At 73.1% G+C, this 18,793-nt stretch carries 18 protein-coding genes and 1 tRNA gene; 2 read left to right on the top strand and 17 right to left on the bottom strand.

Going from position 1 to position 18,793, the window contains the following annotated elements; all coding sequences use genetic code 11:
* The 8 genes from ACZJYS_RS13575 to ACZJYS_RS13540 form a co-directional block, all read right to left on the bottom strand.
* Positions 1-253, bottom strand: a 253-nt coding sequence (locus ACZJYS_RS13575; RefSeq protein WP_493178926.1) for a hypothetical protein, incomplete at its 3' end; no start/stop codon positions are given.
* On the bottom strand, positions 246-1,670 hold the full coding sequence (locus ACZJYS_RS13570) for a cytochrome P450 (protein ID WP_493178924.1): 1,425 nt from the start codon (positions 1,668-1,670) through the stop codon (positions 246-248). The genes ACZJYS_RS13575 and ACZJYS_RS13570, both read right to left, overlap by 8 nt.
* A gap of 90 nt (positions 1,671-1,760) precedes the next feature.
* Positions 1,761-2,819, bottom strand: coding sequence for an alcohol dehydrogenase (locus tag ACZJYS_RS13565; protein ID WP_493178921.1), 1,059 nt, complete (start codon positions 2,817-2,819; stop codon positions 1,761-1,763).
* Positions 2,820-2,904: 85 nt separating this feature from the next.
* Positions 2,905-3,990 (bottom strand): toxic anion resistance protein, encoded by a 1,086-nt coding sequence (locus tag ACZJYS_RS13560; RefSeq protein WP_379648667.1) that lies wholly within the window; start codon positions 3,988-3,990, stop codon positions 2,905-2,907.
* Positions 3,987-4,742, bottom strand: coding sequence for a hypothetical protein (locus ACZJYS_RS13555; protein ID WP_493178918.1), 756 nt, complete (start codon positions 4,740-4,742; stop codon positions 3,987-3,989). Before ACZJYS_RS13555 ends, ACZJYS_RS13560 begins: the two co-directional genes overlap by 4 nt.
* A complete protein-coding gene (locus tag ACZJYS_RS13550) occupies positions 4,739-4,909 on the bottom strand; it encodes a hypothetical protein (protein ID WP_181378170.1) in 171 nt (56 codons plus the stop codon). The genes ACZJYS_RS13555 and ACZJYS_RS13550 overlap by 4 nt, the downstream gene beginning before the upstream one ends.
* Positions 4,910-5,001: 92 nt before the next feature.
* Entirely contained in the window at positions 5,002-6,990 is a 1,989-nt protein-coding gene (locus ACZJYS_RS13545) for a PhoX family protein (protein WP_493178915.1), read from the bottom strand.
* Positions 6,991-7,110: 120 nt separating this feature from the next.
* The gene (locus tag ACZJYS_RS13540; protein WP_493178913.1) at positions 7,111-7,800 is read right to left on the bottom strand and encodes a GntR family transcriptional regulator; all 690 of its coding nucleotides are present in this window, start codon (positions 7,798-7,800) and stop codon (positions 7,111-7,113) included.
* A 93-nt stretch (positions 7,801-7,893) separates the two neighbouring features.
* Between ACZJYS_RS13540 and ACZJYS_RS13535 the strand changes: the two genes are divergently transcribed.
* A complete protein-coding gene (locus tag ACZJYS_RS13535; protein WP_493178910.1) occupies positions 7,894-9,078 on the top strand; it encodes a benzoate/H(+) symporter BenE family transporter in 1,185 nt (394 codons plus the stop codon).
* Here the strand turns inward: ACZJYS_RS13535 and ACZJYS_RS13530 are convergent, their stop codons facing one another.
* Positions 9,079-9,885 carry an aspartate dehydrogenase gene (locus tag ACZJYS_RS13530; RefSeq protein WP_493178908.1) on the bottom strand — a complete coding sequence of 269 codons (807 nt, stop codon included), beginning with the start codon at positions 9,883-9,885 and terminating at the stop codon, positions 9,079-9,081. It abuts the gene before it with no gap.
* A gap of 179 nt (positions 9,886-10,064) precedes the next feature.
* Between ACZJYS_RS13530 and ACZJYS_RS13525 the strand changes: the two genes are divergently transcribed.
* Entirely contained in the window at positions 10,065-10,751 is a 687-nt protein-coding gene (locus ACZJYS_RS13525; protein ID WP_493178906.1) for a hypothetical protein, read from the top strand.
* Positions 10,752-10,873: 122 nt separating this feature from the next.
* On the opposite strand, the gene ACZJYS_RS13520 is transcribed toward ACZJYS_RS13525, so the two are convergent.
* The 8 genes from ACZJYS_RS13520 to ACZJYS_RS13485 all read right to left on the bottom strand — a co-directional run bounded on the left by ACZJYS_RS13520 (position 10,874) and on the right by ACZJYS_RS13485 (position 18,492).
* Positions 10,874-10,949, bottom strand: a tRNA-His gene (locus tag ACZJYS_RS13520).
* A gap of 91 nt (positions 10,950-11,040) precedes the next feature.
* A complete protein-coding gene (locus ACZJYS_RS13515) occupies positions 11,041-11,214 on the bottom strand; it encodes a DUF1328 domain-containing protein (RefSeq protein ID WP_109517662.1) in 174 nt (57 codons plus the stop codon).
* A gap of 84 nt (positions 11,215-11,298) precedes the next feature.
* On the bottom strand, positions 11,299-12,906 hold the full coding sequence (locus ACZJYS_RS13510) for a cisplatin damage response ATP-dependent DNA ligase (protein WP_493178904.1): 1,608 nt from the start codon (positions 12,904-12,906) through the stop codon (positions 11,299-11,301).
* Complete coding sequence (locus tag ACZJYS_RS13505) at positions 12,903-13,982, bottom strand: ligase-associated DNA damage response exonuclease (RefSeq protein WP_493178902.1); 1,080 nt, start codon at positions 13,980-13,982, stop codon at positions 12,903-12,905. The genes ACZJYS_RS13510 and ACZJYS_RS13505 overlap by 4 nt, the downstream gene beginning before the upstream one ends.
* Before the next feature lie 60 nt (positions 13,983-14,042).
* Positions 14,043-15,065 (bottom strand): glycoside hydrolase family 26 protein, encoded by a 1,023-nt coding sequence (locus ACZJYS_RS13500; protein ID WP_493178900.1) that lies wholly within the window; start codon positions 15,063-15,065, stop codon positions 14,043-14,045.
* A gap of 104 nt (positions 15,066-15,169) precedes the next feature.
* Positions 15,170-15,937 carry a proteasome-type protease gene (locus tag ACZJYS_RS13495; RefSeq protein WP_493178898.1) on the bottom strand — a complete coding sequence of 256 codons (768 nt, stop codon included), beginning with the start codon at positions 15,935-15,937 and terminating at the stop codon, positions 15,170-15,172.
* Positions 15,934-16,884, bottom strand: coding sequence for an alpha-E domain-containing protein (locus ACZJYS_RS13490; protein WP_109517658.1), 951 nt, complete (start codon positions 16,882-16,884; stop codon positions 15,934-15,936). The genes ACZJYS_RS13495 and ACZJYS_RS13490 overlap by 4 nt, the downstream gene beginning before the upstream one ends.
* Positions 16,885-16,887: 3 nt before the next feature.
* Positions 16,888-18,492, bottom strand: coding sequence for a circularly permuted type 2 ATP-grasp protein (locus ACZJYS_RS13485; RefSeq protein ID WP_456316926.1), 1,605 nt, complete (start codon positions 18,490-18,492; stop codon positions 16,888-16,890).
* Positions 18,493-18,793 lie beyond the last annotated feature (301 nt).

The following is an 18,793-nucleotide window of genomic DNA, read 5'->3' as shown; positions in this document are numbered from 1 at the left end:
CCAGGCAGCGCGCCACCTGGCCGAGATTGTCCAGCGCCAGGGCGCGGCGCGCGTCAGGGCCAAGCTCCGGCCGCAGCGCGGCGAGCGCGGCCTCGGTGCGGGCGAGCTTCCCCTTGTGCCGCAGCGGGATGGCGAAGCGCGCCAGACCCGCCCCCATCGCCGAGCAGAGCGGCACCGGCAGCATCCGCATGAGGCCGTGCAGGGCGCGATCCTTGGCGCCGTCCAGACGCACCTTGAGGGCGGGCTCAGACATGGCGGGGCAGCAGGTGCATGGGCAGCGTCTCGCCCGGACGCAGCGTCAGCCGGCAGACCGGATAGACCACCGTGCCCGGCACCAGCCGCGGCGTCACGCCGCGCGCCAGCGTCGCCAGGCACAGCACCGCCTCGGTGAGGCCGAAGGCCGCGCCGGTGCAGACGCGCGGCCCGATGGCGAAGGGAATCCAGGTGTAGCGCGGCTTGCTGGCGGCCTCCCCCCCGGGCAGGAAGCGCTCGGGGCGGAAGGCGTCCGGCTCGTGCCACAGCTTGCGGTGCCGGTGCAGCAGCCAGGGCACGGCGATGACGAGCGAACCCTTGCGCACCGGCTGGCCGCCGATCTCGCCCGCCGCCACCGCCTCCCGCGCCAGCAGCGGCACGGGCGGGTAGAGGCGCAGCGTCTCCTCCACCACGGCGCGGGTGTAGCGCAGCCGGTCCATGTCGGCGTAGCGGGCGGGGCCGGGCAGCGCGTCGGCCTCCGCCTGCAGGCGGGCCAGCACGGCCGGCGACTGGCTGAGCAGGTACCAGGCCCAGGCCAGGGTGTTGGCCGTGGTCTCGTGCCCGGCCATGAACAGCACGGCGGCCTCGTTGCGGAAGGCCTCGCGCTCCATCGGGCGGCCGGTGGCGGGGTTGATGCCCTCGGCCATCGAGCGGATCAGGCTGGCCTCGTCCCCGGCACGGCCGGAGAGGACATGCCCGATCAGCCCGTCCAGCACCGCCTGGATGCGCTGCCCGGCGCGGCGGGCGCGGCGGGGCTGCCAGCGCGGCATCCAGTCCGGCAGGCCGAGCAGCGAGATCAGGTCGGTCTGCCCGACGGCGCGCTGGTATTCGGCGAAGGCGCTGACCACGGTGGCCGCGGCACCACCGCCGAGCTGCCGGCCGAAGATGGTGCGGCAGATGATCTCGGCCGTCAGGTGGCCCATCTCGGCCAGCATGTCGACCGGCTCGGCCGGGTCGCGCCGCGCCCAGGCCTCGGCCCGCTCGGCGGCGGCCTCGGTGATGGGGGGCGTCAGGGCGGCGAGGCGCGAGACATGCGTCACCGGCGCCACCACCCGGCGGCGCTCCTTCCACAGCGCGCCGTCGCTGATGAACAGCCCGTCGCCCAGCAGCGGGCGCAGCGCGTGGCGCATCTGCGGCGACTTCCGCTCGAAGGCGGGGGCCTGGTCGACGAAGGCCTCCTGCACGGTGGCGGGGCTGTTGCAGATGATGATGTCGCGCATCAGCACGCGGCGGCGCAGGATCTCCCGCTCGAAGCAGGACTGCGGCCAGAAATCGAGGAAGGAGCGGCGCAGCGAGCGCAGCAGCTCGCGCAGCGGCGGCAGCCGGCGCGGCCGCGGCGGATAGGGCGGCACGAAGGCCGGCGCCTCCTCCCCCGCGAGAGGGGAAAGACCGGCCGGCTCGGCGTGGGAGAGGGTCATGCGGCACGCCCAGGTTTCGGTGCCGCAGCATAGCGCAACCGGGCGGGGCTGGTCACGCAGCCCCGCCCGGCGCATGGCGCCGGGGCCGCCTCAGGCGGCGGTCAGCACCACGCGGCCATGCACCTTGCCGTCCTTCAGCCGGTTCAGCACGCTGTTCACCGCCGAGCGCGGCTCGGTGCTGACCGGCAGGGGCGAGAGCTTGCCCTGCTGCGCCAGTTCCACCACCTCACGCAGCTCCTGCGGGTTGCCGACATAGCTGCCGCGCACGGTCAGCGCGCGGGTGGCCATCAGCGGCAGCGGCAGGTTCAGCTCGCCGCCGAACAGCCCGACCTGGATCAGCTTGCCGCCCTTGGCCAGCGCGTCGAAGGCGAAGCGGGCGGTGGCGGTGCCGTTCACCAGGTCGATCACCGCATCCACCGGGCCGCCGGCCGCCTCGACGAGGCGCTTCGTCGTGTCGTCGCCGCCCGCCTGCACGGTGGCGGTGGCGCCGGCCTTGCGCGCGCCCTCCAGCTTCTCCTCCGAGATGTCGACCACCACGATGTTCTTGTGGCCGAGCGCCTTCAGCACCTCCACCGCGTTCAGCCCGAGCCCGCCGGCGCCGACGACGACGATGGCCTTCTCGGCCGGCATCGGCATCACCTTGCGGATGGCGGAATAGACCGTGATGCCGGAGCAGGCGTAGGTGGCGGCGACCGAGGGGTCGAGCCCGTCGAAGGCGACGAGGTGGCGCGGGCTGCGCGCCACCACATGGCTGGCATAGCCGCCATTCTGGTAGACGCCGAGGCTGCGCGCCGCCACCTGGCACATATTGTCCTCGCCCGCCTGGCAGCGCTCGCACTTGCCGCAGCCGAGCCAGGGGAAGACGATGCGGCTGTCCCCCACCTTCACGCCCTTGGCCTCCGGCCCGAGCTTGACCACGCGGCCGACGATCTCGTGGCCCATGATCAGCGGCAGCACCACGCCCCGGTCGGTCAGCGACAGGCGCCCGCGGCTGCCGAGGTCGTAGCCGCCCTCCCAGATGTGCAGGTCGGAATGGCAGACGCCGCTATGCGTCACCTCCAGCAGCACTTCCTCGCCGGTCGGCTCCGGCGTCGGGAACTCCATGTCCTCCAGCGGTTCACCGCACTTCACCACGGCCCAGCCACGCATCGGGTTCACTCCCACAATTCTTGGACGGGGGAATGGGAAACCCTGGCGGCGGGCCGGTCAAGGCCCCGGCTGAACAAGCCCGCGTTCAGCGCCCCGGCGCGGCGCCGCCCGGGCCCCGCGCGGTCAGCGCGCGGCGGATCTCGGCCTCCGCCTTGGCCAGCTCCACCGTCGCGTGCCGGCGGGCGGCGCGGCCCTCCTCGGCGATGCGCAGGCTGTCCTCCAGCGTCGCCACCAGCGCGGCATTGGCCCGCTGCACGGCGTCGAGGTCGAACACCCCGCGCTCCAGCTCGGTGCGCGCCTCGGCATTGCCCTGGCGCAGCGTCTCGGCATTGGCGGTGAGCAGGCGGTTGGTCAGGTCGGTGGCGGCGCGCACGGCGCCGCTGGCCTCGCGCATGTTGCGGATGGCCAGCGCCTGCGCCAGCTGGGTGCGCCAGAGCGGCACGGTGTTGGCCAGCACGGAATGGATCTTGGCGGCCAGCGCCTTGTCGTTCTCCTGGATCAGCCGCATGCCAGGCAGCGACTGCATGGCCACCTGCCGGGTCAGGCGCAGATCGTGCACGCGGCGGTCCAGCTCGTCGCGCGCCGCGCGCAGGTCGCGCAGGCGCTGCGGCGCCAGCGGCTGGGCGGCGTCGTTCGCCTCGCGCTCGGCGGCGGGGATGATCTCGGCATCGGTGCGGGCCAGCACCGCCTCGCCGGCGGCGATGTGCTCGGCCAGGGCGTGGAACCATTCCAGCGTGGCGCCGTAGAGCCGCTCCAGCCGCTCCACATCCTCGAGCAGCCGGGTGCGGTGGCCGTCCAGCCGGTCGCCCGCCGCCTCGATCTGGCCGCGCACGCCCTCGTAGCGCTGGATGATGGCGGTGGCCTCCGCCCGGCCGCGGTTGAACAGCCGGCCGAGCAGGCCGGGCTTCTCGCCGGCCTGGGTCACGTCGAAGCCGCGCAGCGTGGCGAGCAGGCCGGAGAGCGCCTCCCCCGCCTCGCCCGTCGCCTGGTTGCGGGCGGCGCCCAGCATGGCGTCCGCCGCCGCCGTGGCGCGGTTCTGCGCCTCTGCGCCGAAGCGCAGGATGGTGGAGGGGTCGCGCAGGTCGATCTCGGCGGCCAGCGCCGCCACGCGCTGCGGCGCCACCGGGCGCTCGGCCTGGCTCCCGCGGGTCTCGGTCGTCGTGCCGCTCATGATGCGTAGCCCTCCTGGCGCAGGCGGTCGGCCAGCACCTTCACCTGGATCTCCAGCGCCTCGGTCTCCTCGGCGCGCAGCCGGTCGCGCAAGGACAGGCTGCCGCGCGCCATGTCGCCGATCAGCAGCGGCAGACCGGGCGGCGGCGCCGCGCCCTGCGCCAGGCTGCGGTCGATTCGCTCCAGCCCGTCGAGCTGCAGGTTGAGGAAGCGGCGCGCCTCGCCGGTGTGCTCGGGGCGGCGCTCCAGTTCTGCGGCCAGGGCGCGCAGCCCCTCCAGCGCGGGAGCGAGGCGGGGATCGGCGCCGGTCAAGGTGGCCAGACGCACCCGCACCGCATCCAGCGGGCCGGGCGCCGGCGGCGGCACGGGCTCCGGCTCGGGCGGGACGCTGTCCTCATACAGCAGGCGCGTGCCGAAGAAGGCCATGGCGCCGAACACCACCGCGCCGAGCGGCGGCACCGCGCCGGCGAGGCCGGCCACCAGCCCGGTGGCGACGCCCGCCAGCGCCGAGGCCTGCCGCACCCGGCCGCGCCGCAGCCGGCGGATGGCCAGCCAGAGCAGGCCCATGCCCAGCAGCACGCCGAGCAGCGGCCGCTGCGCGCCGGAGAGCAGCGCGATCAGCAGCGTGGGTGCCAGCGGCAGGGCCAGCAGCACCAGCACCGTGCCGCGCAGCCGGCGCAGCTGCTGGCCGAGATGGGCGATGCCGTCGCTGCGCTCCAGCCGCGCGCGCCAGGGCGGGAGACGGCCGCTCACGAGAACAGCCCGATGACCGAGCGGAAGAAGGCCAGCACCGCCACCAGCCACAGCGAGCAGCCGAGCAGCGCGAAACCGCCGGCGCGGCGCAGCGCGTCGCGCCCGGTGAGGGCCAGCCGGTCCTGCGCGGGGGCGGGGCCGGGCCGGAGGGGGGATGCGGGTGTCATGCCGCTCAGATTGCCCTGGCGGGCCGCGCAATCAAGCAGCGCGAGCGGGGCGGCGTCATGCCGCCGCCCCGCTTTTTGCTCAGGTGCCAGCCTCAGGCGCCGACCACGCCGCCACCCTTGCGGGTGATGGCGATGATGGACGGGCGCGGCGGCGTCGCGGCGTCGAAATCCGGCCAGCGGGTGGAAGGCTCGGCGAAGTGGCTGCCCTTGTCGTCGCCCGGGTGCTGGATGGCCAGGAACACCGTCTCGTCATCCGGCGTGAAGCAGGGGCCGCACACCTCGGCGCCGGTCGGCGCCTGGTAGAACAGGCGGGTCAGGCCGCGGCCGGGGCCGGCGGTGTCGGCGGCGTAGAGGCCGTCCGCCACCTTCGAGGTGCCGGGGGCGCCGTCGGTCGAGATCCAGATGCGGCCCTTGCTGTCGAAGGTGCAGTTGTCCGGGCAGGAGAGCCAGCCCTCGGCGCTGGTGCCCTGGTGGTACTGCGCCCCGGCATCGACGCCGGGGCGGCCGGCGATCAGGAAGATCTCCCAGCGGCCTTCCGTCGCGGCGTGGTCCACCTTCTCCGTGCCGGCGCCGGGCGGGATCATCTCGATGACATGGCCATGCGCGTTGGTCGGGCGCGGGTTGGCCTTGTCCACCTGCTCCGGCTTGCGGCGGGTGTTGTTGGTGAGCATGGCGTAGACGCGGCCGTTCACCGGGTTGGCCTGCACGTCCTCGGGGCGGTCCATCGGCGTCGCCTTCAGCAGGTCGGCGGCGCGGCGGGTCTCGATCAGCACGTCGCCCTGGCTGGCGAAGCCGTTGGCCTCGGTCAGCGGGCCCTGGCCGTGCACCAGCGGCAGCCACTCCATGCGGCCGTCATCGTGCAGGCGCGCCACGTAGAGCGTGCCCTCGTCCAGCAGGTCGCGGTTGGCCGCCGCGTCGTTGGGGTTCCAGGGGCGGGCGGTGACGAACTTGTAGATGTAGTCGAAGCGCTCGTCGTCGCCCGAGTAGAACACCACGCGGCCATCGGCGGAGATGGCGTGGGTGCAGCCCTCATGCTTGAAGCGGCCGAGGGCGGTGCGCTTCACCGGCACGCTCTGCGGGTCGTAGGGGTCGAACTCCACCACCCAGCCGAAGCGGTTCGGCTCGTTCGGCTCCTGGCCGAGGTCGAAGCGCGCCACGTGCTGGCCCCAGCCATAGCCGGCCTTCTCGACGATGCCGTAGCGCTTGTAGGCGGCGGCCTGGTCGCCCGTGGTGGCGGCGGCACCGCCGAAATACTGGTTGAAGTTCTCCTCGCAGGTGATGACCGTGCCCCAGGGCGTGTTGCCGCCGGCGCAGTTGTTCAGCGTGCCGAGCACCTCCCGCCCGCTGGGGTCGACGCTGGTCCGCATGCGCGGGTGGCCGGCGGCGGGGCCGCTGATGCGCATCGGCGTCTCGGCGGTGATGCGGCGGTTCAGCCGGCCCGCCTGCACGGGCGCCCAGCGCCCGTTCTCGCGCCGGATCTCCACCACCGACATGCCGTGCGCCGCCATCTCGGTCAGCGCCTGCTCGCGGGAGGGATTGGCCTTGGCGGGGCCTTCCTCGGGCAGGCCGGGGAACATCAGCTGCGGGTCGGTGTATTCGTGGTTCACCGCCAGCAGGCCATGCGTGGCGTTGCGGCTGCCGCGCGGCAGCGGGAAGAAGTCGACGTAGTCGTTGTTGTAGCCGAACTGCGCCGCCTGCGCCGCGGCGCTCTGGCGCTGCGCGTCGAAGGCCGGCGCGTCGGGCAGCACCGGGTCGCCCCAGCGGATCACGGTCTGGATCTCGTAGCCCTCGGCCACCGCGTCGCGCGGCGTCAGCTGGTGGGCGATCTCCGGGAAGGTGAGGCTGGAGGGACCGGCCACGGCCGCCGCGCCGGGCGCCGGCTGGGCCGCCGCCGGGCTGGCGGAAGCGAGCAGCTGGTCGGCGAAGCTCATCGCCGCCGCGCCGCCGAGCAGCCCGCGCAGCGCCGCGCGGCGCGACAGGCGGCGGGCGATCAGCGTCCCGATCGTCTCCTCGGGGTGCGGGTTGCTGCCGATATCCTCGAGTTCCACCCGGTCATGGGCAGGCGAATGGGTGTCAGGCATGGTGTCTGTCCCGGAGCATGGGGCCACGCCAGGGGAGCGGGCCGGTCGGCCGGCAAGGAAGCCACGGGCCGCGTCACGCTGATGACGATTCGATGAAGCTTCGATGATGGCCGGCCCCCCTCACCCGCCGCGCGCGGCGAAGAAGCGCGCGATGGCCTCGGCCGCGCGGTCCAGATGCGCCTCCAGCACCGCCACGGCGCCGGGAATGTCCTGCGCGCGGGCGGCCGCCAGCATGGCGCGATGGTCCTGCTGGGAGAGGTGCTCCCGCCCATGCGCGGCGAGGTGGAAGCGCAGGTAGCGGTCGAAGGCGGCGAGCTGCGCCTCGGTCAGCGCCAGCAGGCGCGGATGCCCGGCGGCGGCATAGAGCGCCATGTGGAAGCGGCGGTTCAGCAGCCCCATCCGCCCCGCCTCCGTCTCCGAATCCATGGCCAGGATCAGCGCCTCCGCCGCGCCCAGCTGCGCCGGGGTGAGGCGCGGAATGGACAGGCGCAGCGCCGCCGGCTCCAGCGCGCGGCGGATGGCGTAGGTGTCGGCGGCGTCGGCGGCGGAGATCTCCGTCACCACGGCGCCCCGGTGCGGCACCATGTCCACCAGCGCCTGCGCCTCCAGTTGCCGCAGCGCCTCGCGCACCGGCATGCGGCTGACGCCGAAGCGCGCGGCCAGTTCCTCCTGCCGCAGCGGGGTGCCGCCGGGCAGGCTGCCATCGAGGATCGCCGCCTTCAGCACCGCCTCGACGAATTCGGTGGCGGTGCGCCAGCGCCCTTGCAGGGCCGGCGCCAGCGCGTCCAGCGGCGAGGCGGGCTCAGCCATGTGGCAGATCCAATATCCATTCGTTGATTGGATCCAATCTTACGCTACCCTGCCCGCCTCTTTCCAGCGGCATCGAGGGGAGGCCCGACGGGCATGGCCGAGACGAGGCAGGGGGCGGCAGCCCGGGCGGGACTTCTTCAGCCCGTGGTGGCGGGGGTGCTGGCGGCGGTGGTGGGCTTCGCCAGTTCCTTCGCCGTGGTGCTGCAGGGCTTCACGGCGGTGGGCGCCACCCCCGCCCAGGCGGCCTCCGGCCTGCTGGCACTCTGCGTGATGCAGGGGCCGCTGGCGGCGCTGCTGAGCTGGCGCTGGCGCATGCCCATCATCACCGCCTGGTCCACCCCCGGCGCGGCGCTGCTGGTGGCCACCGGCATGCCGGAGGGCGGCTTTCCCGTCGCCGTCGGCGCCTTCCTGCTGGCGGCGCTGCTGATCGTGCTGGCGGGGCTGTGGAAGCCCTTCGGCCGGGCGGTGGCGGCCATCCCGCCCAGCCTCGCCAATGCCATGCTGGCGGGCGTGCTGCTGGACATCTGCCTGGCGCCGGTGCGGGCGGTGGGCGCCATGCCGCTGCTGGCGCTGCCGGTGGTGCTGGCCTGGGCGCTGGCCTGGCGCTTCGCCCGGCTCTACGCCGTGCCCGTCGCGGTGGCGGTGGCGGCGGCGGTCATCCTGCTCGCCACGCCGCTGCCGCAGGAGGCGCTGGCCGACATCCTGCCGCGGCTGGAATGGGTGGCGCCGCGCTTCACCGCCGGCGCCGCCATCGGCATCGCGCTGCCGCTGTTCCTGGTGACGATGGCCTCGCAGAACGTGCCCGGCTTGGCGGTGCTGAGCGCCAATGGCTACCGGCCGGCGCCGGGGCCGATCTTCACCGCCACCGGCCTCGCCAGCGCGCTGATCGCGCCCCTCGGCGCGCATTCGCTCAACCTCGCCGCCATCACCGCCGCCCTCTGCGCCGGGCGCGACGCGCACCCCGACCCGGCGCGCCGCTGGGTGGCCGCCGTGGCAGGCGGCGCGGCCTATGTGGTGCTGGGGCTGGGGGCGGGCTTCGCGGTGGCCTTCATCACCGCCTCGCCGCCGCTGCTGATCCAGGCGGTGGCGGGGCTGGCGCTGCTGGGCGCGCTGGCCGGGGCGCTGTATTCCGCGCTGGCGAAGGAGGCGGAGCGCATCCCCGCCATCCTCACTTTCGTCACCGCCGCCTCGGGCCTGTCCCTGCTCGGCATCGGCGCCGCCTTCTGGGGGTTGCTGGCAGGCGGCGCGCTGCTGCTGCTGGAGCGCAGCCGCCGCTGATCAGCTTCCCACCTTCAGCGTCGCCACCAGCCCGCGCAGCGCCGCCAGGATGGAGAGCGGCGTGAGCCGCCCGGTGCGCGGGTTGGCCGCGCTCGGCACGCCTTCGATCGTCATGCTGAAGCGTGCCGCCTCGGCCTCGACGCGGATGGTGTGGGTGTTGCGGTTGCTGGTCGGGTCGGCCCAGATCTCCACCCGCGTGCGCTCCGGCCCGATGCCGGCCAGCGCCAGGGCGGCGGCCACGTTCACATTGGCCGGGAAGCCGCGCGCCGCCTCCAGCGCATTGCCGGCGAAGACGCGCGTCGGGGCCTCGAGCCCTTCCAGCCGGATGCCGTGCTCGCGCAGGTAGGGCGCGCCGGCCAGCCCGGCGGGCGGCTTGCGCGTCTCCAGCGTCACGCTCTCCACCGGGCCCTCGGCGGCGGCGCGCACCGCATCCAGCCCCAGCAGCGCGCCGGTCGGCACCAGGATGCGGGCGCCGCTGGCCCGCGCGGCCTCGATCAGCCCCGGACGCGCCAGCAGCGCGCCGACGCTGGCCGGCACGAAGATGCGCCCCGCCGCCACCGCCGGCTCCGCCACCGCGTCGAAGGCGGCGGCGGGCATGGCTTCCACCACGATGTCGGCCTCCGCCAGGGCAGCCAGCGGGCGCAGCGGCGGCGGTGCGCGGAAGCCGGCCAGCGCCGCCTCGGCCTTCGCCCTGTCCCGCGCCGAGACGGCCACCAGCCGCAGCCCGTCGGCGCCCGCATCGAGGTGCCGCGCCAGTTCCAGCCCGATGGCGCCCAGCCCCGCCACCGCCACCGTCATGTTCCGCATCCTGTGCCCTTTTCATCACCCCGTCGCCCCATCCGGGCGATTTTGTAGGTGGGGTCTTGCGCGAGAGGGGAGAAAGACTAAATCGCGGCCTTCACCGGAGCGGCCTCACGAAATTGTGGGGATTGTTCTTCCCGCCACCGCCGGCATCCCCATGCCGTCCTGGAACCGGGCATGACTCGATGAGCCAGACCGTTCTCTCCCCGCCGACACAGGCGGGGGCTTCCCCGTTGCGTACGCCGGAGCGTGTGATTCCTCTGGTGCTGGATCTCGGGCGCCCCCTGCCGCAGATGTCCCAGGGCATGCCAGAGGAGGGTTCCGCCTTCCTGGGCCTCTGCGCCGCCATGCTGCGCACCACGCCCGGCGCCCCGTCCAGCGCGCTGCGCGCCATGGAGGCGCTGCGCCTGCGCGGCTGGCGCAGCGCCGGCGCCCTGGGGGCGCAGCCGGCCGGCTCCCTGGAATCCCTGCTGCGCGAGGCCGGCTACAAGGGCCATGCCGCGCCGCTGTCCCGCCGCCTGCACGCCATGGCGGCGCATCTGGCCGAACGCTGGGAGGGCACGCCCGACGCCTTGCGCCTGGCCGCCGGCGGCCAGGTGGCCGCGCTGCGCCGCCTGCTGCGCAAGATGCCCGGGCTGGGCAAGGCGGCGGTGGACAGCTTCTGCCAGGACATGCAGCTCCTCTGGACCGAGCTCTACCCCTTTGCCGAGCCACGCGCCCTGCGCGCCGCCCGGCGGCTTCGGCTGGGGGGGGACGCGGCCGCCCTCGCCGGCAACTGCCCGCCGGAGGAACTGCCGCGCCTGGCCGCCGCGCTCGCGCAGATCGAGCGGCAGGATGGCTACACGCTGCTGACGCGGCGGCTGAGTGCCTGAGGAGACAAGGCCGGAGGGAAGGGCATTTCCTCCGGCCATTCCGGCAGGCGCGCCACAGCCATGCGCGCCCGTGGCGCCGCACGCGCAGGATCGATGGAAAAAGCACTTCGGGGAGGGAGGCGTGGGGCGACCTACGGGACTCGAACCCGTGACATCCACGACCACAACGTGGCGCTCTACCAACTGAGCTAAGGCCGCCATACTCACGCCGCGGCGCGATCCGGCGCCGTGGTGGAGGGGGAATTAATCCGGCGCGGCGCCGCCGTCAACAGGCCGCGCGCGGGGTGAATCAGAAGATCGCCTCGCCCGCCAGCAACGCCAGCACCAGCACGATGACGAACAGCGCGAGGAACACGGCGAACAGGATCTTGGCGATGCGCCCCGTCACCGCCGAGACACCCGTCAGCCCCAGCGCGCCCGCGATGATGGAGATCACCAGGAAGATCAGCGCCCATTTCAGCATTGCGGCCTCCTCTCGCCCGCACGGCTGCGGGTTGCCCAGGCGCAACGCCCTGGTCAGAGCGCGGTTTCCAGCCGGAGCGCGGCTTTATTCGCGCCCTTCCTCCAGCATCGCCATCAGGGTTTCCAGCCGGTCCGCCTCGGCCGCCGGCTTGTCGGCGCGCAGCCGGGCGATCCGCGGGAAGCGCAGCGCCACGCCGGATTTGTGCCGCCCCGAACGCTGCGCCGCGTCGAACACGATCTCCAGCACCAGCTCCTTCTCCACCTCCCGCACCGGGCCGAAGCGCGAGAGGGTGTGGTTGCGAATCCAACGGTCCAGCCAGACCAGCTCCTGGTCGGTGTAGCCGGAATAGGCCTTGCCCACCGGCACCAGCTCCTCGCCCCCCTGCCCGTCCGGCCGCCACAGGCCGAAGGTGTAGTCGCTGTAGGTGCTGCTGCGCTTGCCGTGGCCGCGCTGGGCATACATCAGCACCGCGTCGATCGAGAGCGGCGCGCGCTTCCACTTCCACCACAGCCCTTTCGGCCGGCCCGCCACATAGGGGGCGTCGCCGCGCTTGAGCATCAGCCCCTCGATGCCGGCGGCGCGGGCGCCCTCCCGCAGCCCGGTGAGCTGCTCCAACGAGGCGAAGGCGATCTGCGGCGAGAGGTCCATCCGCTCGGGTTTCACGCGGGCGAACCAGGCTTCCAGCCGTTCGCGCCGCGTGTCGTAGGGCAGCGGGCGGAGATCCTCGCCATTCTCGAACAGCAGGTCGTAGAGGCGCAGCCCGGTGGGGTGGTCGCGCAGCAGCTTCGGGCCCACCACCTTGCGGTTCAGCCGCTGCTGCAGGTCGGCGAAGGGCGCCACCACGCCGCCCTCCCGCATCACCAGCAGCTCGCCATCGACCACGGCGTGGAAGCCCATCGCCTCCACCACCTCGGGGAAGGCGGCGGACATGTCCTCGCCGGTGCGCGACCACAGGCGGCGCCCGCCCGGGCCGGCGGCGGCCTGCACCCGCACCCCGTCCCATTTCCACTCGGCGCGGAAGGCGGTGTGATCCAGCGCCGCGATATCCGGCGCCTCCAGCGGCTGCGCCAGCATGGGCGAGCGGAAGACGGGCGCGTCGCGCGGGTCGGGGCGCGGCCCCTTCCCCTCCAGCCAGCGGAACAACGGCAGGTAGGGCGGCGGCACGCCGTGCCACACCTCCTCCACTTCCTCGACGGGGTGGCCGGACCAGTCCGCCAGCGCCTGCCGCGCCAGCCGTGCCGAGGCGCCGACGCGCAGGCCCCCCGTGACCAGCTTGATCAGCGCGAGGCGCCCGCCGGCGTCCAGCACGTCCAGCCATTCGGCCATGCGCGCCGGCACCTCGGATTTCGGCAGCAGCTCCAGCGTCTCCACCACTTCGGAGAGGTCGGGCGGCGGGCGGTTGGGGCGGGACTCCGGCTCGGGCCAGATCAGCGCCACCGTCTCGGCCAGGTCGCCCACATAGTCGTGGCTCCAGGCCAGCAGCACCGGGTCCACCCGCGTGGCCACCAACTCCCGCACCAGGGAGGGCTTGGCGGTGGAGAAGCGCAGCTCGCCGGCGATGGCGGCCAGCGCCACACCGCGGTCCGGGTCCGGCTGGGTGGCGAACCACCGCTTCAGCAAGGCGAGCTTGGCGTTGCGTCCGGGGGTGAAGAGCAGCCGCTCCAGCAATTCGGCGAAGGCGGGCAGGCTCATGCGGCGTCCTCCGCGCCAACGGCTGCGCTGGCCAGGTCGAGTGCCGCCTCGCCGCTCTCCTCCTCCTCGCGGCCCAGCAGGTGCAGGGCGCGGCCGCGCACGCCGCGCCCGGCCAGGGCGTGGATCAGCGCCTCCTCCCGGCCATGCGTCACCCAGACCTCGGGGGCGCCCACCTCGGCGATGCTGGCCAGCAGATCGTCCCAGTCCACATGGTCGCTGACGATCAGCGGCAGCTCGACGCCGCGCGCCTTGGCGCGCTGCCGCACCCGCATCCAGCCCGAGGCCACCGCCGTCACCGGGTCCGCCAGGCGGCGGGACCAGGGGTTGGCCTCGGCCGAGGGCGGCGCCAGCACCAGCTCGCCGGCCAGCACGGTGGCGCCGCGCTTCTCGGGGCGCGGCACGGGGCGCAGCTCGCCCATCGGGATGCCGAAGCGCTCATACAGCGCGCACATGGATTGCTGCGCGCCATGCAGGTAGATCGGCCGCTGCCATCCCGCCTCGCGCAGCAGCGCGATCAGCCGCTGGCACTTGCCCAGCGCGTAGCAGCCGACGAGATGCGCCCGCTCCGGGAACAGCGCCACGCTCTCCAGCAGCCGGCGCACCTCCTGCGCGGCGGGCGGGTGGCGGAACACCGGCAGGGCGAAGGTGGCCTCGGTGACGAACACGTCGCAGGGCACCGGCTCGAAGGGGGCGCAGGTGGGGTCGGGCTGCCGCTTGTAGTCGCCCGAGACGACGATGCGGCTGCCCTGCCACTCCAGCACCACCTGCGCCGAGCCCAGCACATGCCCGGCCGGCACCAGCGTGACCCGCACGCCCCCCACCGTGATGGGCGCGTGATAGGCCAGGGCCTGCTGGCTGCGCCCGGCCCGCCCCTCGCCGAGGCGGGCGGTCATGATGGCCAGCGTCTCCGGCGTGGCCAGCACGGCGCCGTGGTCGGGCCGGGCGTGGTCGGAATGGCCGTGGCTGATGATGGCGCGTGGCGCGCCGGCCATCGGGTCGATGAAGAAGTCACCTGGCTCGCAGTAGAGGCCCTGCGGGGTGACGCGGATCCAGGTGTCGGGGTGCGGCGGGGGCATGCTGCTGCAACACCTGGGCGGCCCCCCCGGCTGCACAAGAGCGCGCGCGGGGCCTCGCCGTCAGCGGGGCGACACGGTGCGGGCGCTGGCGCCGGGGGCGCAGAAGGCCTGGCGGAAGGCGGCGCCGGTCCTCGGCCAGGTGTTGCCGGAGATCTTCCCGGCATAGTCGGCGTCGTGGTTCCAGTAGTTGGTGTAGAGCACGTTGTGCTGGCTCACCCATTCGCGGAAGCGCTGGATGAAGGGGCCGGCATCGTCGCCCTGCACGCCCCACTCCGAATAGGCGGTGGGCTTGCCGCGGCGCTTCGCGAAGTCCTCGATGTAGCGGAGGCCATAGCGGTTGTCGCGGATCGCCTCGAAGGCGCGCACCGGGTCGGAGGGCAGGTACTGCTTCTTCCAGTAGAAATCCATGCCGATGATGTCGACATACGCATCGCCCGGATAGGCCTTCGCGGGGTCCATCGTCTCGCCGTAGTTGATGTTCCACTCGAAGCGGAACCTGTCCGACACAGCGCGGAAGGAATTGACGATGTGGCGGAAGGTGGCGACGAAATCCGCCTCCTTGCCCTGCGCCGCCCAGGGGAACCAGTCGCCGTTCATCTCCCAGCCGAGGCGGATGCGGATGGTGCCGTCCGGGAAGGGCTTGGTGCGCGCCAGCTCGCGCGCCGCATCGGTGTAGTAGCGGTTGTAGCGGCCGCTGGCCGCCTCGCGCAGGCTGGAGTTCTTCGGGATCATGGCGACGGACCACAGCGCCGGCAGGTCATAGCTCGCGAACTGCTGGATGAACCATTGCGGCTTGCCGATCTCCTCCCAGGTGCGCTGCCCGGTGAAGATCATCAGGTGCTCGACCTTGCAGCCCAGCCAGTCCTCGAATTCCCGCACCAGCTTCGCGTCATTGGCCCCATAGACGCCGAGCGGCGCCGCCTGGGCCATGGGCGCCCAGGCGGGCGTGGCAGCCAGCCCGGCCAGCAGCGGCAGGGCCAGCGCCGGCCGCAGCCAGCGCCGCCAGGGGCCGCGCTGCCACCGCGTGCCATCCAGGGCGGGGCGCCCGTCTCCGGCCTGCATCCGCTTCGCCTGCTGCCGCATGGTGCCTCCGTTCTTTCCGCATCGCATCATGGCGGGATTGATCGGTATGCCGGGAGGCCCGGTAAAGCCTCCTGGCGCGGATGTGTTGGGCGCTGTCGGCCTGTTCAGCCCGCCCCTGCCCCGCCCGCCGGGCCGATGGGAGCCGCCCAGTCCGGCGCCGGCATGCGCCGGTAGGCTTCGCGCAGCGCCTCGGACCAACTCTCCCGCAGGCCGCGGAAATACGGCTCCTCCTCGGTGATGCGCCGCTGCAGGCGCACCGCGTAAGTGTCGGCCTCATAGACCAGCAGGTCCAGCGGCATCCCCACCGTCAGGTTGGAGCGCAGCGTGCTGTCCATGCTGACGAGGGTGAGCTTGGTGCCGTCCTCCAGGCTGGTCTCGTGCCGTAGCGCGCGGTCGAGGATCGGCTTGCCGTATTTATGCTCGCCGATCTGCAGGAAGGGCGTGTCCGGCGTCGCCTCGATGAAGTTGCCAGCCGCATAGACGAGATACAGCCGCACCGGCCCGCCGGCGATCTGCCCGCCCAGCATGATGGAGACGTCGAACCCCACCCCCTGCGCCTTCAGCATGGGGCCGTCCGTCTCATAGACCGAGCGGATGGCGGCGCCGACGAGCTGCGCCGCGCGGAACATGCTGGGCACGGAGAACAGCGTGTGCCGCTCCTCCTCCAGCATCACGCCCTCGCTCAGGTGGTTCCACACCGCCTGGGTGATGGCCAGGTTGCCGGCCGCCATCAGGCACAGCATCCGCTCGCCCGGCGCGGTGGCGGTGTACATCTTGGAGAAGGTCGAGATGTGGTCGACGCCCGCATTGGTGCGGGTGTCGGCCAGCATCACCAGCCCCTCGCGCAGCCAGAGACCGACGCAGTAGGTCACGGCTGCCGCCCGTTCAGGTAGAGGCGGCCGATCTCCTGGCCGAGCGTGATGTTCTGGTCGATCACGCCGGTGAGGAACTCGTGCAGCCCGCCGGCCAGCAGCCCGTCGATGCGGCCGTAGCGCAGCTTGGCATGCATGGCCCCGGCCAGGCGGTGGCACTCGCCGCGCGCGCCGCCATTGGCCGTCGCGATCGAGTCCAGCGTCTGCTCCACGCGGCGGTAGCAGGCGAGCAGCGAGCGCGGCAGCTCGGGCCGCAGGATCAGCAGCTCCGCCACCTGGGTCGGGTCAAGGCGCGCATGATAGACGTGCTGGAAGGCGCGCAGCGCCGAGACGGAGCGCAGCACCGCCTGCCATTGCGCGTAGTTCGCCGCATCCGCCGCAGCACCGGGCTCGAAGGCGGCGTGGCGCACGTCGAGCAGCCGCGCCGTGTTGTCGGCCCGCTCCAGCACGGTGCCGAGATGGCAGAAGCGCCAGGCGTCGTCGCGCAGCATCGTGTCGGCCGCGGCGCCGTTGAACAGCAGGGTGCGGGACTTCACCCAGTCGAGGAAGCCAGGCAGCCGGTCGCCCTTGATGGCGCTGGAATCGAGGCGGCGGAACTCGATCCAGGTGTCGTTGATCGCCTCCCACATGTCGACGGTGAGCGCGGTGCGCACGGTGCGCGCGTTGCGCCGCGCGGCTTCCACGCAGGCGGCGATGCCGGCCGGGTTCTCCGCGTCGAGCGTCAGCCACTGAATGGCGGCCTCCTGCGCCAGCACCTCGTGCCGGGTGCGGAAGGCGGGCTCGCAGCCGGTGGCGATCATCAGCGCGCGCCATTCCTCGTCGGCGGCGCTCAGCGGGTCGGCGAGCAGCGCCATGCGCAGCGTCGCGGCCAGGCCGCGCGCCACATTGCCGGCGCGCTCGGAATAGCGCCCGAGCCAGAACAGACTGTCGGCGGTGCGGGAGAGCATTGCTCAGCGGTCTCCCCGGGGGGTGTCGTTGGCGGGCGCCGCTGGGGTTGGGTCGGGCGCGGGCATGCCGAGGCTCTGGCTCATGTCGCCCATGATCTGCGTCATGCCGCCCATGCCCTGGCTCATGCCGCCCATCGTCTGGCGCATGCCGGCGGCCGACTGGCTCTGGCCTTGGGCGGGGGGTGCATCGTCCAGCACCCAGGTGTCCTTGGTGCCGCCGCCCTGGCTCGAATTGACCACCAGCGAGCCCTCGCGCAGCGCCACGCGCGTCAGCCCGCCCGGCACGATGCGGATGGTACGGCCGAACAGCACGAAGGGCCGCAGGTCGACATGGCGCGGCGCGATGCCGCTGTCGCACAGGGTCGGCACGGTGGAGAGGGCGAGAGTCGGCTGCGCGATGTAGTCGCCGGGGCGGGCGCGGATGCGGGCGGCGAAGTCGGCGCGCTGCTCCTCCGTCGCGTGCGGCCCGACGAGCATGCCGTAGCCGCCCGAGCCGCGCGCCAGCTTCACCACCAGCTTGTCGAGATTGGCCAGCACATAGTCCCGGTCCGATTCGCGCTCGCACATGAAGGTGGGCACGTTGGAGAGGATCGGCTCCTCGTTGAGGTAGAAGCGCACCATCTCCGGCACGTAGGGGTAGACCGCCTTGTCATCGGCGATGCCAGCGCCGGGCGCATTGGCCAGCGCCACATTGCCGGCGCGGTAGGCCGCCATCAGCCCGGGCACGCCGAGCGCGCTGTCGGGGCGGAACGCCTCCGGGTCGAGGTACTCGTCGTCGATGCGGCGGTAGATGACGTCGACGCGCTGCGGGCCGGCGGTGGTGCGCATGTACACCACCCTGTCGCGCACGAAGAGATCGGCGCCCTCCACCAGCTCGACGCCCATCTCGTCGGCCAGGAAGGAATGCTCGTAATAGGCGCTGTTGTAGGGGCCGGGGGTCAGCACCACCACCTTCGGCCCGCCATCGCAGCCCGGCGGCGCCAGGCTCTTCAGCGTCTCCAGCAGCTCCTCGGGGTAGTGGCTGACGGGGGCGATGCGGTGGCGGGTGAACACGTCCGGGAACAGGCGCAGCATCGCCTCCCGGTTCTCCAGCATGTAGGAGACGCCGGAGGGCGTGCGGCAATTGTCCTCCAGCACATAGAACTCGTCCGGCCCGGTGCGCACCAGGTCGATGCCGGAGATGACGGTGTAGACCCCGCCCGGCGGGGTGAAGCCCACCATCTGCGGCAGGAAGCCCTCATTCTCGCGCACCAGCTCGGCCGGGATGCGCCCGGCCTTGATGATCTCCTGCGGCCCGTACACGTCGGCCAGGAAGGCGTTGAGCGCCCGTACCCGCTGCTCCAGCCCCTTCGAGAGGCGCTCCCACTCCTCACGCGAGAGAATGCGGGGGATGACGTCGAAGGGGATCAGCCGCTCCGGGTCGCCGCCCTCGGTGTAGACGGCGAAGGTGACGCCGATGCGGCGGAACAGAACCTCCGCCTCACGCCGCTTCTGGTCGAGCGCGTCCTGTCCCGTGGCTTCCAGGAAGCGGGCCATTTCGGCATAGGGGGGGCGGATGACGCCATTGGCGTGCATCTCGTCGAAGGCGGAGGCAGGGCGATCGGCCACGGTGGTTCCGGCGTCCTCACTGGTTGCGCGGCATTGCTCCTGCGTGAAGGGTCCTGCCCCCGCAAGGTTCCACACGAGGAACAACGCCCGCGTCAATTGAGCAAGGCCCCGGCCTGCTGCGCAAGCCGGCTTACGGTGAAGATGACGCTGCCGGGGCCGCCGATCACGCGGGGTTGCCCAAGCCGGCGGCATCCGCTGCCCGCACCCCGGGCGGTCCGGCCTTGACCGCGACCGGCCCGGCGCCGGAGGCTGCCGGGCGGGCCCGAGAATGGGTCCGTCACAGGGAGCGACCGGATGCGAC

It is taken from the genome of Roseomonas sp. TS2 (assembly GCF_058833935.1).
The sequence above is the reverse complement of the archived record's forward strand: the minus strand, read 5'-3'. Positions and strand labels throughout refer to the sequence as shown.

Coding starts and splice junctions, on each gene's coding strand:
- ACZJYS_RS13525 (WP_493178906.1), top strand. CDS start 10,065: ATGAGCCAGACCGTTCTCTCCCCGCCGACACAGGCGGGGGCTTCCCCG.
- ACZJYS_RS13515 (WP_109517662.1), bottom strand. CDS start 11,214: ATGCTGAAATGGGCGCTGATCTTCCTGGTGATCTCCATCATCGCGGGC.
- ACZJYS_RS13500 (WP_493178900.1), bottom strand. CDS start 15,065: ATGCGGCAGCAGGCGAAGCGGATGCAGGCCGGAGACGGGCGCCCCGCC.
- ACZJYS_RS13490 (WP_109517658.1), bottom strand. CDS start 16,884: ATGCTCTCCCGCACCGCCGACAGTCTGTTCTGGCTCGGGCGCTATTCC.
- ACZJYS_RS13545 (WP_493178915.1), bottom strand. CDS start 6,990: ATGCCTGACACCCATTCGCCTGCCCATGACCGGGTGGAACTCGAGGAT.
- ACZJYS_RS13530 (WP_493178908.1), bottom strand. CDS start 9,885: ATGCGGAACATGACGGTGGCGGTGGCGGGGCTGGGCGCCATCGGGCTG.
- ACZJYS_RS13505 (WP_493178902.1), bottom strand. CDS start 13,982: ATGCCCCCGCCGCACCCCGACACCTGGATCCGCGTCACCCCGCAGGGC.
- ACZJYS_RS13560 (WP_379648667.1), bottom strand. CDS start 3,990: ATGAGCGGCACGACGACCGAGACCCGCGGGAGCCAGGCCGAGCGCCCG.
- ACZJYS_RS13510 (WP_493178904.1), bottom strand. CDS start 12,906: ATGAGCCTGCCCGCCTTCGCCGAATTGCTGGAGCGGCTGCTCTTCACC.
- ACZJYS_RS13535 (WP_493178910.1), top strand. CDS start 7,894: ATGGCCGAGACGAGGCAGGGGGCGGCAGCCCGGGCGGGACTTCTTCAG.
- ACZJYS_RS13550 (WP_181378170.1), bottom strand. CDS start 4,909: ATGACACCCGCATCCCCCCTCCGGCCCGGCCCCGCCCCCGCGCAGGAC.
- ACZJYS_RS13565 (WP_493178921.1), bottom strand. CDS start 2,819: ATGCGTGGCTGGGCCGTGGTGAAGTGCGGTGAACCGCTGGAGGACATG.
- ACZJYS_RS13570 (WP_493178924.1), bottom strand. CDS start 1,670: ATGACCCTCTCCCACGCCGAGCCGGCCGGTCTTTCCCCTCTCGCGGGG.
- ACZJYS_RS13540 (WP_493178913.1), bottom strand. CDS start 7,800: ATGGCTGAGCCCGCCTCGCCGCTGGACGCGCTGGCGCCGGCCCTGCAA.